The organism is Arthrobacter sp. yr096, assembly GCF_900108925.1.
Taxonomy (GTDB): domain Bacteria; phylum Actinomycetota; class Actinomycetes; order Actinomycetales; family Micrococcaceae; genus Arthrobacter.
Genome location: NZ_FNYI01000009.1, coordinates 79,908 through 94,922 on the forward strand (window position 1 = coordinate 79,908; position 15,015 = coordinate 94,922).

Annotated in this window: 13 protein-coding genes; 8 read left to right on the forward strand and 5 right to left on the reverse strand. The window is 64.6% G+C overall.

The window, feature by feature from the left end:
* The first annotated feature begins 15 nt into the window (after positions 1 to 15).
* The 3 genes from BMY91_RS19675 to BMY91_RS19685 are packed head-to-tail and all read left to right on the forward strand — an operon-like array spanning position 16 to position 2,661.
* On the forward strand, positions 16 to 933 hold the full coding sequence (locus BMY91_RS19675) for a dihydrodipicolinate synthase family protein (RefSeq protein WP_090825004.1): 918 nt from the start codon (positions 16 to 18) through the stop codon (positions 931 to 933).
* Positions 934 to 939: 6 nt separating this feature from the next.
* A complete protein-coding gene (locus tag BMY91_RS19680; RefSeq protein WP_090825006.1) occupies positions 940 to 1,941 on the forward strand; it encodes an ROK family protein in 1,002 nt (333 codons plus the stop codon).
* A 33-nt stretch (positions 1,942 to 1,974) separates the two neighbouring features.
* The gene (locus BMY91_RS19685; protein WP_090825008.1) at positions 1,975 to 2,661 is read left to right on the forward strand and encodes an N-acetylmannosamine-6-phosphate 2-epimerase; all 687 of its coding nucleotides are present in this window, start codon (positions 1,975 to 1,977) and stop codon (positions 2,659 to 2,661) included.
* 61 nt (positions 2,662 to 2,722) lie between these two features.
* Here BMY91_RS19685 and BMY91_RS19690 read toward each other — a convergent pair whose 3' ends face one another.
* Positions 2,723 to 3,562 (reverse strand): sulfurtransferase, encoded by an 840-nt coding sequence (locus BMY91_RS19690; protein ID WP_090825011.1) that lies wholly within the window; start codon positions 3,560 to 3,562, stop codon positions 2,723 to 2,725.
* 156 nt (positions 3,563 to 3,718) lie between these two features.
* On the opposite strand from BMY91_RS19690, the gene BMY91_RS19695 reads away from it, so the two are divergent.
* The 5 genes from BMY91_RS19695 to BMY91_RS19715 all read left to right on the forward strand — a co-directional run bounded on the left by BMY91_RS19695 (position 3,719) and on the right by BMY91_RS19715 (position 10,010).
* Positions 3,719 to 5,176: a dihydrolipoyl dehydrogenase family protein gene (locus BMY91_RS19695; RefSeq protein WP_090825013.1), complete on the forward strand. Its 1,458-nt coding sequence runs from the start codon at positions 3,719 to 3,721 to the stop codon at positions 5,174 to 5,176.
* Positions 5,177 to 5,248: 72 nt separating this feature from the next.
* Complete coding sequence (locus tag BMY91_RS19700; protein ID WP_090825015.1) at positions 5,249 to 6,124, forward strand: P-loop NTPase family protein; 876 nt, start codon at positions 5,249 to 5,251, stop codon at positions 6,122 to 6,124.
* Entirely contained in the window at positions 6,121 to 8,157 is a 2,037-nt protein-coding gene (locus BMY91_RS19705) for a YhgE/Pip domain-containing protein (protein ID WP_090825017.1), read from the forward strand. The genes BMY91_RS19700 and BMY91_RS19705 overlap by 4 nt, the downstream gene beginning before the upstream one ends.
* Positions 8,154 to 8,786 carry a TetR/AcrR family transcriptional regulator gene (locus BMY91_RS19710; RefSeq protein ID WP_090825019.1) on the forward strand — a complete coding sequence of 211 codons (633 nt, stop codon included), beginning with the start codon at positions 8,154 to 8,156 and terminating at the stop codon, positions 8,784 to 8,786. The genes BMY91_RS19705 and BMY91_RS19710 overlap by 4 nt, the downstream gene beginning before the upstream one ends.
* Before the next feature lie 582 nt (positions 8,787 to 9,368).
* Positions 9,369 to 10,010, forward strand: coding sequence for a hypothetical protein (locus BMY91_RS19715; RefSeq protein WP_256212841.1), 642 nt, complete (start codon positions 9,369 to 9,371; stop codon positions 10,008 to 10,010).
* Positions 10,011 to 10,090: 80 nt separating this feature from the next.
* Here BMY91_RS19715 and BMY91_RS19720 read toward each other — a convergent pair whose 3' ends face one another.
* From BMY91_RS19720 to BMY91_RS19735, 4 genes are read right to left on the reverse strand one after another with little or no spacing between them, the layout of a single operon-like run.
* Positions 10,091 to 11,509 (reverse strand): NAD(P)/FAD-dependent oxidoreductase, encoded by a 1,419-nt coding sequence (locus BMY91_RS19720; protein WP_090825022.1) that lies wholly within the window; start codon positions 11,507 to 11,509, stop codon positions 10,091 to 10,093.
* 33 nt (positions 11,510 to 11,542) lie between these two features.
* On the reverse strand, positions 11,543 to 13,147 hold the full coding sequence (locus tag BMY91_RS19725; RefSeq protein WP_090825024.1) for a dipeptide ABC transporter ATP-binding protein: 1,605 nt from the start codon (positions 13,145 to 13,147) through the stop codon (positions 11,543 to 11,545).
* On the reverse strand, positions 13,144 to 14,001 hold the full coding sequence (locus BMY91_RS19730) for an ABC transporter permease (protein WP_090825026.1): 858 nt from the start codon (positions 13,999 to 14,001) through the stop codon (positions 13,144 to 13,146). Before BMY91_RS19730 ends, BMY91_RS19725 begins: the two co-directional genes overlap by 4 nt.
* The gene (locus tag BMY91_RS19735) at positions 13,998 to 15,014 is read right to left on the reverse strand and encodes an ABC transporter permease (protein ID WP_090825028.1); all 1,017 of its coding nucleotides are present in this window, start codon (positions 15,012 to 15,014) and stop codon (positions 13,998 to 14,000) included. The genes BMY91_RS19730 and BMY91_RS19735 overlap by 4 nt, the downstream gene beginning before the upstream one ends.
* Position 15,015: the final 1 nt, after the last annotated feature.

Below are 15,015 nucleotides of genomic sequence, written 5' to 3' on the forward strand. Positions count from 1 at the left end.
ACAACGGAGAATTCTGTGTCCACTCAGTTCCAGGGCGTCATCCCCCCGGTCATCACCCCCCGCCACGCAGACGGCAGCATCGACACCGCGTCGCTGAAGAACGTCACCAAGCACCTGATCGACGGCGGTGTGTCCGGCCTTTTCGTCCTGGGCTCCTCCGGCGAAGTCCCCTACCTCACCAATGATGAGCGTGAACTGGTGGTCTCCACCATCGCCGACGCGAACGCCGGAGCGGTCCCGCTGATCGTGGGCGCCAACGAGCAGACAACCACCCGCGTCATCGAGGAAGCGCGCAAGGTGGTGGATCTCGGCGCCGACGCGATCGTGGTCACCTCCATGTACTACGCCATTGGCAACGCAGCGGAGACCGAAACGCACTTCCGCAGCATCCACGCCGCCATCGAGAAGCCGATCTTCGCCTACGACGTTCCGGTCCGCACGCACTTCAAACTGCCTACCGATTTGTTGGTCCGCCTCGGCCGCGACGGTGTCATTGCCGGCGTCAAGGACTCCTCCGGCGACGACGTTTCCTTCCGCCAGCTGCTCCTCGCAGCCAAGGACATCCCCAACTTCGACATCTTCACCGGTCACGAAGTTGTGGTGGACGGCGCGCTCCTGGGCGGCGCGCAGGGCGTTGTGCCAGGCCTCGGCAACGTTGATCCGGCTGGCTACCGCCGCCTGTTCGACGCCGCACAGGCCGGCGATTGGGCTCTCGCGGCAAGGGAGCAGGACCGCCTCGCCGACGTCTTCGAGATCGTCTACACCCCCAACGGACGCGTCTCCGGCGGCGCCGCGGGCTTGGGTGCGTTCAAGACCGCGCTGCAGGTGATGGGCGTCATCGAGTCCAACACCATGAGCCAGCCCATGCTGTCTCTGAACTCCGAAGAGACGGCGTTGATCCGCGAAATTTTGGAGCGGAACGGGCTGGTCTAGGTTTTCATGACTTCCAAGACCCACGTGATCGGCGTTGACCTCGGCGGCACCAAAACCGCCGCCGGGGTTGTTGCCCACTCTGGTGAAGTGCTCATGTCGGAGACCATTCCGACGTTGAACCGGGCCGGTGGCGAAGCGATCCTCGACGCCACCGCTGCGCTGATCACGGGCTTGGTGGAGCGCGCTGCCGACGCCGGAATGTCAGTTTCCTGCGTCGGCATCGGCTCCGCCGGGGTCATTGATGCTGTTGCCGGGACCGTCGTCTCTGCGACCGACGCGATTCGTGGCTGGGCCGGGACTTCGCTTGTTGCTGGGCTGTCTGCCCGTCTTTCGCTCGCTGCCCCGTCCGTACAGACCGTGCGCGCCGTCAATGATGTTCACGCCCACGCCCTCGGCGAGGCCTGGCTGGGCGCGGCCGCCGGATCCTCGAGTTCGCTCATGGTGGCGTTCGGAACCGGCGTGGGCGGGAGCTTTGTGCTGCACGGTTCGCCTGTTCTGGGGCACCGCTTTGTGGGTGGTCATGTGGGGCACTTTGCTTCACCGTTGGCAGCCGTTGATGGGGTCCCGTTGCCGTGCGTCTGCGGTGGGTCCGGACACGTCGAGGCGATCGCTTCGGGGCCTGCCCTTTACGAGGCTTTCCTGCGCTTTGGTGGTTCTGCCGTGGAGGCGGTGGATACGCGGGGCGTCTTTGCGCTGGCTTCTGCTGCTGAAGGGCTCGACGCCGGTGCTGGCGCAGGTCCCGCGAACAGTCGCACCGCCGCGTTGCGTGCTATCAATGTCGGCGCGGCCGCCGCCGGGCAAGCCGTGGGCGGACTCATCAACATTCTTGACCCCGAAACCGTGGTGGTTTCCGGTGGTTTGGCCGACGCCGGCGAGCTCTGGTGGAAGCCCATGGAGTTCGCCTTGCGCCAGGAACTGCTGGCGCCCTTGGTTTCCGTACCCGTCGTCCGGGCAACCCTTGGCAATACCGCGGCCATTGTTGGCGCCGCGAAACTCGTCCTGAAGTAGTCCGTGAGTAGTCCGCAAGTAAAGGGAGACATCATGATCCTCACCCCCGAAGGCCTCGAAGCCCTCCGCTCCCAACTGATCGTCTCCTGCCAGGCGTACCCCGGCGAACCCATGCGCGATCCCCGGACCACCGGCCAGGTAGCGGCATCGGCCGTCATCGGGGGCGCCGCGGCGATCCGCGTCCAGGGGTTGGCCGATGTGCAGTTCACACGTACCGCCGTCGAAGTTCCTGTCATTGGCCTCTGGAAAGACGGGCACGACGGCGTCTTCATCACCCCCACGCTGCGGCACGCCCTGGCCGTGGCGAATGCGGGCGCGCATGTTGTGGCGATTGATGGAACACGTCGTTCACGGCCCGATGGGCTTTCCCTTGCCGACACTGTTGCCGGTATCCACTCGGAGTCCCATGCACTGGTCATGGCTGACTGCGGCTCGTTTGGGGATGCCGTTGCTGCTGTGGAAGCGGGGGCAGACCTGATCGGCACCACGTTGTCCGGTTATACCGGCGAACGCCCCAAGACGGATGGCCCGGACTTGGAGCTATTGAAGCAGATCGCCGCGGCCGGCCTGGGCAAACCACTCATCGCGGAGGGCCGCATCCATACCCCTGCCCACGCCCGGCAAGCTCTGGACGCCGGCGCGTTTGCTGTCGTGGTTGGCACCGCGATCACCCATCCGGCCAGCATTACGGGCTGGTTCAAGGGCGCCATGCACGCGTAGGCCCTGCGTTGCGGGGCCTACTCTGCGCCCCAAAACCCCCCGCAAGCCCGCAGAGCAGGCCTCACAAGCGGCCATCCGGCTGGATTTTCGTCTCCACGGGCCTGTCCGTCGCATGGCCATACTGGGACCATCCACCCACAAAGAGCCTGCCGTTGCCCATTCCCAACTGCTCCATCACCAACAGGTTGTGGCACGCGGTCACTCCGGATCCGCAGTACGCAATGGTGTTCTGCGCGGTCAGCACTCCGGCGTGCTCGAAGTTCCCGCGAATCTGCAGCTCCGGGAGCAGATGACCTCCGGCGTCCAGATTCCCGCGGCATGGAACGTTCACGGCGCCGGGTATGTGTCCGGGACGGGGATCGATAGGGTCTTGGCGGCCGTCAAAGCGATCACGGTTTCTTGCATCCACTGTGAGGAACGCGTCAGAGGAAGCTTCGGAAATGTCTGCCAGCAGGTGGTCAGGCCAGGCTTTAGGAGTAAAGCTCCCGGTCCTCCGTAGCGGTATTTCTCTTGCGAGTTTCCCAGGACAGCTGCCGAAACCCCCGTCCAGAATCGCTGCCTTGTGCCCTGTGGATCGGAGCATCCAGACCAGTCGGGCCGCGATAACTCCTCCGGCGTCGTCGTAGGCGATCAAAGTGTCCGAATCGCTGATGCCTGCTTCCCGCATTCCTTGGGCAAACACTTCCGGATCGGGCAACGGGTTCCGCCCCTTCTCAGGTGATGCCGGCCCGGAAAGCCATCTGTCCATGTCCACAAAGACTGCGTCCGGGAGATGTCCGGCCTGGTACGCGTCCGCACCCGACGAGCCATCCAAGTACCAGCGTGTATCCACCAGGACAATCCGCCCGAGGTTGCGGGCACACCAACTCCAGTCGACAAAAGGTTTCAGTTCATCTCGCATGCATCGAAGCCTAGAGACTTATTCCATATTTTGAGATACGTATCTCATAATATGGACAGGGCATGGGGCTGCGGGGCCTACTCTGCGCCCCAAAACCCACGCGAAGCCCGCAAAGTGGGCCTCACAACGCGCAGGCAGCGGTTGTAGGCTTCTCACATGACTGCCGAGAGCTCGCGGGAATTCGACGTAATCGTGATCGGCGCCGGCGCCGTGGGAGAAAACGTGGCGGACCGGGTGGTTCGCGGCGGCCTCACGGCGGTGATTATCGAAAGCGAATTGGTGGGCGGCGAGTGCTCTTATTGGGCTTGCATTCCTTCCAAGGCTCTCCTCCGGCCAGGGGACGTGCTGCACGCGGCTCAAGTGATCCCGGGTGCCTCCGAGGCTGTCACTGGAGTACTGGATGCCGAGGCTGCCCTGAAGCACCGGGATTGGTTCACCAACAACTGGGAAGACAGCAGCCAGGTTGAATGGCTGGACAGCGCGGGCATCGAACTGATCCGCGGACGTGGACGAATCACCGGCCCACGCGAGGTCCAGGTGGATGGCCTCGATGGCAACAGTTATGCACTCAAGGCACACCATGCCGTGGTGGTCGCGACAGGCTCCACCCCCACCATCCCGGGCATAGAGGGCCTGAAAGACGTACCGTTCTGGACAACCCGCGGAGCCACGGCGGCCAAGGAAATCCCCAAGCGGCTTGTGGTCCTGGGCGGCGGGGTGGCCGGCGTCGAAATGGCCCAGGCGTTTGCCCGCCTTGGTTCCGACGTCGCCGTTGTTGCCCGGGGCCGCCTCTTGAGCAGCTATCCCGATGAAGCGGCCAAGCTGGTGCTGGCAGGGCTCCGCGCAGACGGAATCGACGTCCACGTTCACACGGACGTGGAGGCAGTGAAAACGAACGACGACGGCTCGGTAAGGGTAACGCTGGACGGCACGACTCTCCAGGCAGACCAACTCCTGGTCGCCTCTGGACGGCACCCCGCCCTGGCCAACCTCGGCCTGGAGAATGTTGGAGTCGAGGCGCAGAACGGCAAGCCCCTGCGGCTCGCAACGGACGCCAGCGGCCTGGTGGAAGGCCCGGCCAGCGATGGCACCAGCGGACTGTGGCTGTACGCCGCCGGAGATGCCGCAGGCAAAGTGCTCCTGACGCATCAGGGCAAGTACGAGGCCCGGGCCACCGGCGACGCTATTGTGGCAAGGGCCAACGGCAAGCTGAGTGGCTCCCCAAAACCGTGGAGCCCTTATGCCCACACGGCCAATGACCACGCTGTTCCCAGCGTCGTTTTCACTGATCCCGAGGTCGCGTCGGTGGGCCTGAGCCTGGAACAGGCCCTCCTTCAGGGCAAGAACGTGACGGGCGTCGAACTGCCCATCAACGTCTCCGGCTCCCAGCTCCACTCCCCCGACTACAAGGGCTGGGCGCAGATGGTGGTTGATGAGGACCGGAAGGTGATCCTCGGGGCCACCTTCGTGGGTCCTGGAGTTGCAGAACTCCTCCACTCAGCAACCATAGCCATTGTTGGCGAGGTCCCCTTGGACCGCCTTTGGCATGCAGTTCCGTCGTACCCCACCATCAGCGAGGTGTGGCTGCGCCTATTGGAAAAGTACGGTCTCTAATACTCCTATTTGAACTGACCAGTCAGTTCAGTTAGACTTTTCGTAGACACCATTTCTGCGAAAGGCTTCATTGTGCTGTCCGTACAGCAACTCCAGATCAACGGCCGCCGGGACGATCTCCTTCCGGCCACGTCACTCCAGGTCCGTCGCGGCGAACTCCTGCTTGTTGCCGGAGAGGGCCAGGACCAGCGGACCGCATTGGCGTTGGCCCTGAGTGGTCGCATGAAGCCCAGCAACGGCGTCCTCAGCTGGGACAACACCACCAAAACCAAGAAGATCCGCCTCGCGAGCGCCCTGGTGGACTCCCCCGGCGTCAATGAGCCTGAGCAACACCTCAGCGTCCGGGACCTCGTCACCGAGGACCTCTCCCTGATCCCGCGCCGCTACCGTGGCGCGCTGCTGAGCAAGCCGTGGTTGAAGGTCAACAGCTTCGAGGACATCGCCGGACTTTGGATCGAACAGCTTCCTGCCGGCCGTCGCCTGGAACTCCTCACCGCGCTTGCCCTGGCAGATCCCGCCACGGACCTCCTGGTGGTCGATTCCCCGGACCGCCACAGCGCAGATCCCGCCGCTTGGTTGCCCCGGCTGCAAGCATTGGCGTCCGACGCCGGACGGCCGCTTGCCGTCGTCGCGGTGGTAGGTGCCCTCCCGGACGACTGGACCGGAGCCGCCGCGGTGATCGGGAACTCAGTCGCGCACCCTCCCGAACCTTCGCCCTCCGAACCCGCGCCAGCTGAACTTCGGGCCGCCCAGCCCAAGCCGGCCGCCGCCGTCGAGCCCCAAGCAGCCGCCGTCGAGCCCCAAACGGCCGATGCGGAGCCCAAAGCCAGGCACGCCGCACAGCCGGACCCCGGAACAGCCGAAGCGCCCAACGAACCCGAAGCATCCGCAGCGGTCAAAGCCGCTGCCCACCCTGAATCCGAAAACCTCCAAAGGACTGCAAAGTGACTGTTCTGCGGCTTGCCCGCTCCGAACTCAAGCGCATGACCGGCGGGCTCCTGCCCAAGCTGACCATCCTCGCCCTCACCATGGTGCCGTTGCTGTACGGCGCCGTGTACCTTTACGCGAACTGGGATCCGTACGGCAACCTGAACCAGATCGATGCTGCCCTGGTGGTGGAGGATACGGGCGCAACGTCGTCGGACGGCACGGAGTTGCAGGCCGGCAAGAAGGTGGCAGACAGCCTGGTTGAGGGCCATGTCTTCAACTGGAAGCAGGTCTCCAGCGCGGAGGATGCAGACGCCGGTGTCCGCACGGGCGAGTACGCTTTCGCGCTCCGCATCCCCAAGGATTTCTCCTCCAACCTGGTCTCCCCCGGAAGTTTCGACGCCGCCAACCAGGCGATGCTGCACGTCACCACCAACGACGCCAACAACTACCTCCTGAGCACCATCGTGGACAAACTCACCACCGCAGTGCACTCCACTGTCGCCAAGGAGGTGGGCGAGGAAACCGCCAACCAACTCCTCACCGGCTTCGGCACCATTCACGCGTCCATCGTGAAGGCGGCTGATGGCGCCTCGGAACTCGCTACAGGCGTCGGGAAACTCAGTGACGGCGCAGCTACCCTCCACGATGGCACCACCCAACTGGTGACCGGCGCTGACCAACTCGTGGCCGGGCAGACCAAACTGCGCGACGGCGCGGTGCAGCTCAACACCGGCGCCAGCCAGTTGAGCTCCGGCCTCACCGAACTGAAGAACAAGACCTCCACCCTGCCTGCTGACTCCCAGAAGCTTGCCGATGGCGCCGCCCAAGTAGCCGCCGGAAACGCCGAGCTGAACGCGAAAGTGCAGGACGTCGTCGGGCAGCTTGAAGCCGCAGACAAGGGCCTCCGGAACCGTGTGGTGGAGTCCAACGCCCGGCTGGTCACTGCAGGTGTGCTGACGCAGGAGCAGGCAGATAAGGTGCTGGCCGACTTCGACGCGGCTGCTTCATCAAGCCCAGTGACCGACGCCAAGGCAAAGATTTCCGGTGACGCCGCCAAGATCCAACAGCTTTCGGACGGTTCCGCCGCCGTGAGCGCCGGGGCCTCGAAGCTTGCCGCCGCTACGCCGACCCTCACGGATGCCATCTCCAAGGCGGCCGCTGGCGCCGGCCAGCTGAACACGGGCGCGTCCACTCTGGCCGCCGGGCAACAGGCTGCCCTGGACGGCGCAGTGAAGCTCGACGACGGCGCCCACCAACTGGACGACGGCGCGGGCCAACTCGCCTCAGGTGCCGTGACCGCAGCCGACGGTTCCCACACCTTGGCCACGGAACTTGCCAAGGGCGCAGGGGACATCCCCAACCCCAACGATGAGCAGAAGAACAGTGTGTCCAAGGTGATCGCCGATCCTGTGGCCGTGGACAACGTCTCCCAGGCCAAGGCAGGTTCCTACGGTGCCGGCTTGGCGCCCTTCTTCCTCACTCTGGCCCTCTGGATTGGCGTGTTCATGCTGGTCCAGGCCATGCGACCCATCACCCAGCGGGCCTTGGCGTCGAACGCTCCAGCCTGGAAGATCGCCGTCGGAGGCTGGCTGCCGTTCTTCGTGGTCTCGGTCCTGCAGGCCACCATCCTCACCTTGGTAGTGAACCTTGGCCTCGGCTTGAACCCCGCACATCCCATCGGCATGTGGCTGTTTATGTTGGCCGCAGTGATGGCATTCAGCGCGATCATCCAAGGCATTGTGGCGCTCATGGGCACACCCGGCAAGTTCGTGGTGCTGATCCTGCTGGTCCTGCAGCTCGTTTCCTCGGGCGGTACGTTCCCGTGGCAGACCACGCCCATGCCGCTGCATGTGGTGCACGAGGTCCTGCCCATGGGCTACGTGGTGACCGGTATGAGGCACCTGATCTACGGCGGTGAGCTCAGCATGATCTGGCCCACGGTCCTTGGCCTGCTTGGATACACTTTGCTGGGAATGGCGCTGTCCACGCTCGCCGTCCGCAAGCACAAGGTGTGGACCCTCAAGACCCTGAAGCCGGAGATCGCAGTATGAGCACCACCGAGCCCGCCGGTCCGGGCCAAGCAGAGAAGAAGCTCCGGCCGGAACGCACCAACGCCACCAAGCAACGCCTGTTTGAAGCGTCCATGGAATTGATCGGCGAACGTGGTGCTGCGGGCGTGACCGTGGACGAAATCGCGGCCGCCGCAGGCGTGTCCAAAGGGACCGTCTATTACAACTTCGGCAGCAAATCGGACCTGATCGCCCAGTTGCTGCGGCACGGCGTGGACATCATGCTGGGCCGACTCCAGGACATTCAGGGACAGAGCAGCGATCCGCTGGAGTCCATGAAAAACATGGTGGGCCAGGCCATGGAGTTCATGGACGATTACCCGTCCTTCGCCCGCTTATGGGTCAGCGAAAACTGGCGTACGCCCGGTGAATGGAGTGCCGTGTTCGCCGAACTCCGCGCTGAACTCCTGGCGGTCATCGGATCCGCGGTGAAACGCGTCGCGGACGGGTACAAGGTTGATGAGACCATTGCCCGCGGCAGCCTTGAGGCGGCCATTTTTGGAGCAATCTTTGTGGTGGGCCTCGATCGGCAGACGTACAACCCGGAGCGGACCCGCGAACAAAGCGTCGCGGCCGTGATGACCATCATGCACGGGTACGTCATCAAGTAGCCCGCGCCCGGCGTTGCGGGGCCCGCTCTACGCGTTCCCCCCGACCCTGGGCACGCAAAACAGGCCCCACAACCAAGGGATCGGCGTTGCGGGGCCCGCTCAACACGCCTCCCCCGGGCCTTGGGCACGCAAAACAGGCCCCACAACCAAGGGATAGGCGTTGCGAGGCCCGCTCAACACGCCTCCCCCGACCCTGGGCACGCAAAACAGGCCCCACAACCAAGGGATAGGCGTTGCGAGGCCCGCTCAACACGCCTCCCCCGACCCTGGGCACGCAAAACAGGCCCCACAAACTAGGGATAGGCGTTGCGGGGCCCGCTCAACGCGTCCCCCCCGACATTGGGCACGCAAAACAGGCCCCACAACCAAGGGATGGGCGTTGCGGGGCCCGCTCAACCCGATTCCCCCGACATTGGGCACGCAAAACAGGCCCCACAACCAAGGGAAAGGCGTTGCGAGGCCCGCTCAACACGCCTCCCCCGACCCTGGGCACGCAAAACAGGCCCCACAACGGTACGCAACTGCAATGTACGACGGCGTGGCGCGGCCACTTGGTCGGCGATGATTAACCTCATGCGTCACATGGGGAACAGTGGAAAACTTGCGGTGGTGGCCGCCTTCGTATCGTTGGGGCTGTTGGTGCTCGCCGCTGTGGTGCTCGAAGAACTAGTCCTTTACCTGTTTCTGGGTGCTGTTCTGGTCTGCTATTTGGCCTCCTTGGTCCAGGTCTTCAACCGGCGGCGCTACCTCGTAGTGCTTCTGGGCGCAGCGGGAACGAGCCTCTTCATCGGGTGCAGTATCGCGTTCCTGCGGATGTGGGGCATCGCGTTCAACCAGGACGCCAACGCTTTGGGCAGTGCCACCAGCACCCAGGACTCGGACATCTACTTCTACCTGGCCGTGGTGGCAGGTGTCGGCACGCTGGGAGTGATGTTCCTCGGTGCCGTGGTGCCATCGTTTGGTGCAAAGGCACCGGCGCCTCCAAAGAGGCCCGCGTCGGCTGTGAAGCGAACCCCGTCGGCACGCAAACCGGCAACACCGCGCCCGGTTACAGCGGCCAAGCGTCCAGCCACATCACAGCGTGCTTCAAGCACGGCCAAGGCGCCCATAGCAGCGAAGGCCCCCGTCGCGAAGCGTCCCGCGGCACCCCGCACCCCTGCAGCGGCAGCCAAGAGGCCGACGTCGAACGCTTCCTCCCAACGCAAGCCGGCCCCCAGGCGCTAACAACCCCCACAATGCGAGGCCCGCCCTACGCCCCAACCCCACACCCACACACGCACAACAGGCCCCACAACGGGTGGGGGTCAGGAGTCGAAACCCAAGCCCACGGCGTCGAGCGCTTTGAGGATGAGGTTCCGCTTCCCCTGGTTGTGGTCCGCACGGTCCATGGACCAGCGCGTCAGGTTGATACCCAGGGAGGCAAGCGGCTCGGGCGGGAAGGGCAACGGCCGTTTCCGGACCATTTCCACCCGGGTGCGCTCCGTGTCCAGACCGGACAAGAGATCGAGGAGCACATCGGCAGCAAAGGCGGTGGCCCCCACGCCCAGACCTGTGAAACCAGCCGCATACGCCACCCGCCCCCTCCGCGCTGTACCGAAGAACGCGCAGAACTGCGTGCTTGAATCGATGGGTCCGGCCCACTTGTGGGTGAACTTCAGCCCCTCAAGCTGCGGGAACGTGGTGAAGAAGTGCGAGGCGATCTTCTCCCACGTCGCGGGTTGGTGCTCGTGTTTTTGGTCCACGCGGCGGCCCCAGAAGTAGAGGGCGTCGTATCCACCAAACAGAATCCTGTGGTCCTTGGTGATCCGGTAATAGTGGAACTGGTTGGCGACGTCCCCGATCCCCTGGCGCTTGCCCCACCCGATGGACTCCAGCTGCCCAGGAGTGAGCGGCTCAGTCATGAGGGCGTAGTCGTACACCGGCACCGTCATCAACTGGTTCCGCTTGAGCAGCGACGGAAAAACGTTGGTGCCAAGGACCACGTGTCCGGCCTCCACAGTGCCGCGTTCAGTGACGATGGTGACGCCCTGCTCGTGATCCTTCAGCTCACGAACCCGTGTCCCCTCAAAGATGCGCACGCCCAGCTCTGTGACCACCCGGGCCAGTTCAAGGCCAAGTTTGTACGGGTGGACCATGGCCACGGAATCCTGGTGCCAACGGCCCGCGAGGTAGGTAGGCGAGTTGACTTCGGCACGGATGGCGTCCTGGTCCAGAAAGACACTCCCCGGGCTGTCGTCCTCCTGGAGCCAGGCCACTTGGTGCGGTTCCACTGCAACGTTGAGCTCGCCGGTGCGTTCCCATTCGCAGTCCATGCCGTACTTCTCCACGGCCTCCTGCATGCGGTCCAGGTTCTCCATGCCCAGCCGATCCAACACTTCCAACTCGTCCGGCCAACGGTTCTTGCCGTTCTCATGGCCGTGGGTGAGGCTGGCCTCGCAGAAGCCGCCGTTGCGGCCCGAGGCTGCCCAGGCCACCCGCTCTGCTTCCAGCAGGATGACTGTCCGGCGGGGGTCTCGTTCCTTGGCCCGCAGGGCTGTCCAGAGTCCGGTGTAGCCCCCGCCGACGATCACGAGGTCGGCGGCATCGTCGCCGTCGAGTTGCGGGTAGCGCGTTGCCGAGCCCTTGAGGTCGTCGATCCAGAAGGGCCGGTGGGCGGCATCTTCCAAGGCCTTCGCGACGACGGCGGGTTGCGGGACGTTCCGTTCGAAAACGGTGGTGTTCACGGGAAATTCTCCTGTTTCTGAGGTCTTGTCCGGTCAGGCAGTGACCGGCTCGGCGTCCCACAAAGGCCGGGGACGCGAGGCGATGAGGTTCCTGGTGTACTCGTCCCCGGGGTCTTCCAGGATCCGCGCCGTGGGGCCTTGTTCAACGATCCGTCCTTGATGCATCACCAGGATCTGGGAGCACAGGCGCGAGACCACGGCGAGGTCATGGGTGACGAAAAGAATGGTCAACCCCAACTGCTCCCGCAATTCCTCCACGAGTTCCAGCACCTGAGCCTGCACCGAGACATCCAGGGCACTGGTGGCTTCGTCCAGGACCAAGAGCCGTGGACGGGCGGCCAGAGCCTTGGCCAACGCCACACGTTGACGCTGCCCACCCGACAGCGCGCGCGGCCTCGCGTCGAAGCGCTCCGGTCCGATTCCTACCCTGCCCAGGAGTTCGGCCGCGCTCACCTTGGCTTGCTTGCGTCCTTGACGCTGGTGGAGCCGGAACACATCGGCTACGGCGTTGCCCACCGGGATTCGCGGGTCCAGGGACAGGTAGGGGTCCTGAAAAACGATCTGGACGTCTTTGGCCAGGACCTTGCGCTCGGAGGCTTTCAATGCCCGGCGCGGCCGGGGAACTCCTCGCAGGGTGAGCTCGCCTTCGGTGGCCGTTTCCAGCGCCACCACCAGCCGGGCCAGGGTGGATTTACCCGAGCCCGACTCGCCCACCACGCCCAAGGAACCGCCCTCCGGAAGGGTGAAAGCTGCATTGTCCAACGCTGTGATGACGTCGCCGCGAGGCAGTTGGTACGTTTTGGACAGACCGGCAACCTCCAACAGGGGCACACCCGCGGCCGCTGGTGCCTCCAAACCGGCCACGTCGATGACGGGGGTGGCCTCCACCAGCTGCCGGGTGTAGTCCTGCTGGGGCGTTAGGAACACGTTCTGCGTACCACCCTGCTCCACCACCCTGCCGCGACGGAGCACATAGACGCGTTCGCACAGGCTTGCAGCGAGATTGAGGTCGTGCGTGATGAACAGCAAGCCCATGCCCCGCGACTGCTGTTCTTCGCGGAGGAGCTTCACAATCCCGGCTTGGGTGGTGACATCCAGGGCTGTGGTGGGCTCGTCGCAGAGCAGCAGGTCCGGCGAGTTGAGCAACGCAGCGGCAATCATCACCCGCTGGAGCATGCCGCCGGAAAGCTGGTGCGGGTGCTGGTCCATGAGCTCCTTGGCCCGGCGCAGCCCCACTTGCTCGAGTTGCTTCACAGCACGCTCGGTGGCTTCGGCACGGGACAACCCGTCAAAGCGAAACAGCGTCTCCGTGAGGAAGTCCCCCACAGTCCGGACCGGGTTGATGCCGGCGCGGGGGTCCTGGAAGATCATTGACGCGTGGCCGCGCCGCAGCTCCATGAGCCGTTGTTTGCTCGCAGTCAGGGTATCGAGGCCCTGCACCGCCACCGTTCCGGAGAACTCTGAGCCACCAGGGAACAACCCCAGTGCGGCCCGGGTGGTCAGGGACTTGCCTGAGCCGGACTCCCCCACCAAGGCCACCGCATCGCCGTCGTTCACGTGAAGCGAGACGCTGTCCAGCAGCGGCGGCCTGTCCCGAAAACCGAGCGTAAAATCTTCAATCGTCAGGAGCTGGGTCATGACAGTTTTCCTCCGATGCGGTCAGAAAGTTCCTCGCCGATGACGTTGACGGCCACCACCACCAGGACCACCACCAATGCGGGCCAAAAAGCGGGCAGGATGTAGCCGCCCAGGAGCGCGCCCCGGGATTCCTCGATCATGGCTCCCCAGTCGCTGGTAGGCGGCTGAACCCCCAGTCCGATGAAGGACAGCGCCGCGAGATCAGCCAGCACGTAACCGAAGTTCAGTGTTGATTGCGCACCAACTGTGGGGATGAGGTTGGGCAGCACCCTGCCCAGCACCACCCACGGCGTCCGGAATCCAAGCACCCGGTACGCCTGGACATAGGGCCGGCTGCGCTCGGCAACCACCAAGGACTGCGCCAGCCGGGCCACGTACGGTACGTAGGCGATAGTCATGGCGAGGATGGGCGCCAAGAGGCCTTTGCCAAACAAAGCGATGGCGAGCATGGCCATGAGCAGAGCGGGAAAAGCGAAGAGAAGGTCGAAAACCCGGCCAAGAACCTTGCCAAGCCAGCCTTCGGACCAGCCTGCAACCAGGCCCAGCAGCAGGCCCAACACGGTCGATCCGATCACCACGATGGTGGGTCCCAGGAGCGAAGTCCGCCCGCCGTACATGAGCCGGCTGAGAAGGTCACGGCCCAGCGCGTCGGTCCCCAGCAGGTGTTGCGCGCCTGGACCGGCCAGGACGTTGTTGAGGTCCACATAGTCGGGGTCGTAGGGCGCCAGGATCGGGGCGAACACTGAGAGAAGTACGACGGCGGCGGCTACGGCTAGCGCTGACCACGCCATGGGTGACAGGAGGCTGCCGTAGCGGCGAAGGCCAGCCTGCGGCAATTGGACGGCTAACGTCATCGGGACTCCGTTCCGGCCGCAATACGCGGATCAATGAGGGGCTGGATAAGGTCAACCACGGTGTTGACCAGGACGAAGGCTGCCACCACCACCATGACGATTGCCTGGACCACGGCGAAGTCCAGCCTGTCGATGGATTGCACCAGGAGCTGCCCGATTCCGGAGAGGCCGAAGGTCCGCTCGATGATGGCGCTGGAGACCAGGAGCCCGGCCACCAGCACGCCGCTCACCGTGAGGATGGGTCCCAGGGCGTTGCGGAGGACGTGACGCGCCACGACGGACCCGCGGGTCAGCCCGCGGCTGGTGGCCACTTCGACGTGTTCTCGGAGGAGTTGTTCGTTCATGGACGATCGCGTCACCCGCGCCACCATGGCGATGTATGTAATGCCCAAGGCGAGCGCCGGGAGGGTGAGGTGCCAGATCCGGTCCCAGCCGCCGTCGCCGCTTCCAAAGGAAGGGAACCATCCCAGTCCTACGGAGAAGAGTGCTACCAACGCGATGGCTGCCACGAAGGGCGGCACGGCGCCTGCGGCGGTAAGGGTGATGAGGATGAAGCGGTCGCTGAAGCCCTTGTTCAGGCTGGCCAGTATGCCGGCAAACAGGCCCAGGACGGTGATGAACACTGCGGCGAGCGCCACGAGTTGCAGGGTGGTGGGCAGCCTGCCGAGGAGCACGTCGGAGACGTCTTGGCGGTAGGTGAGCGAGCGTCCCCAATCTCCGTGCAGGATGCCGCCGAGCCAGTTCAGGTACTGTTCCCAGGCCGGCTTGTCCAGGCCGAATTGCCGGGTGATCTCTTCCAGTGCTTCGGGTTTGGGGCTGCGTCCCCTCAGCAGGAAGCGTGCGGGGTCGCCGGGGACCAGGAACCGGGAGAAGAACACCGCCAGTGAGGCGACCAGCAGGGTCACCATCAGGGCGAGCACCTTCTTTGCGATGAACGCGGCTGCCCTGTTGGCAGCTCGCTTGCCCGGACCCCGTGGGGGTGCGGGAGCCTGTGCTTGATCCATAACGGCCATG

Excerpts from the sequence above, each read along its gene's own strand:
- BMY91_RS19680 (WP_090825006.1), top strand. The coding sequence starts at position 940 with ATGACTTCCAAGACCCACGTGATCGGCGTTGACCTCGGCGGCACCAAA.
- BMY91_RS19685 (WP_090825008.1), top strand. The coding sequence starts at position 1,975 with ATGATCCTCACCCCCGAAGGCCTCGAAGCCCTCCGCTCCCAACTGATC.
- BMY91_RS19690 (WP_090825011.1), bottom strand. The coding sequence starts at position 3,562 with ATGCGAGATGAACTGAAACCTTTTGTCGACTGGAGTTGGTGTGCCCGC.
- BMY91_RS19695 (WP_090825013.1), top strand. The coding sequence starts at position 3,719 with ATGACTGCCGAGAGCTCGCGGGAATTCGACGTAATCGTGATCGGCGCC.
- BMY91_RS19710 (WP_090825019.1), top strand. The coding sequence starts at position 8,154 with ATGAGCACCACCGAGCCCGCCGGTCCGGGCCAAGCAGAGAAGAAGCTC.
- BMY91_RS19715 (WP_256212841.1), top strand. The coding sequence starts at position 9,369 with ATGGGGAACAGTGGAAAACTTGCGGTGGTGGCCGCCTTCGTATCGTTG.
- BMY91_RS19725 (WP_090825024.1), bottom strand. The coding sequence starts at position 13,147 with ATGACCCAGCTCCTGACGATTGAAGATTTTACGCTCGGTTTTCGGGAC.
- BMY91_RS19730 (WP_090825026.1), bottom strand. The coding sequence starts at position 14,001 with ATGACGTTAGCCGTCCAATTGCCGCAGGCTGGCCTTCGCCGCTACGGC.
- BMY91_RS19735 (WP_090825028.1), bottom strand. The coding sequence starts at position 15,014 with ATGGCCGTTATGGATCAAGCACAGGCTCCCGCACCCCCACGGGGTCCG.